1 protein-coding gene is annotated in these 243 nt (G+C 57.2%); it reads right to left on the bottom strand.

The genetic code is table 11. The annotated features are described in order from the left end of the window. Nucleotides 1-243 (bottom strand): hypothetical protein (locus tag N8M20_RS10440; protein WP_261080544.1); only part of this gene is annotated, 243 nt, incomplete at both ends.

The following is a 243-nucleotide window of genomic DNA, read 5'->3' as shown; positions in this document are numbered from 1 at the left end:
AACTGAGTCAATATGTTTTCAGCCAGCCGCGCCAGCATCGCGCGGTCGCGCGCGGCGATCAGCCAGACCCGGTCAAAAGGTTCTTTCGTCAGATTGAAGCTGGCGATTTCGTCGCCGATGGCGGCGTTGGTCAGTTCCGAAGATTTCGCGCCGAAGGCCGCTTCACGCATTCCCAGCACGAACTGATGCAGCAAAAAGCTCTGGGCTGCGTCAACGCGAGCCGAAATGGCTTTTTCGATTTCT

Source organism: Streptococcus mitis, assembly GCF_946190275.1.
GTDB lineage: Bacteria > Bacillota > Bacilli > Lactobacillales > Streptococcaceae > Streptococcus > Streptococcus mitis_DC.
Note: the sequence above shows the minus strand (reverse complement) of the source record. Positions and strands in the feature narration are given on the sequence as shown.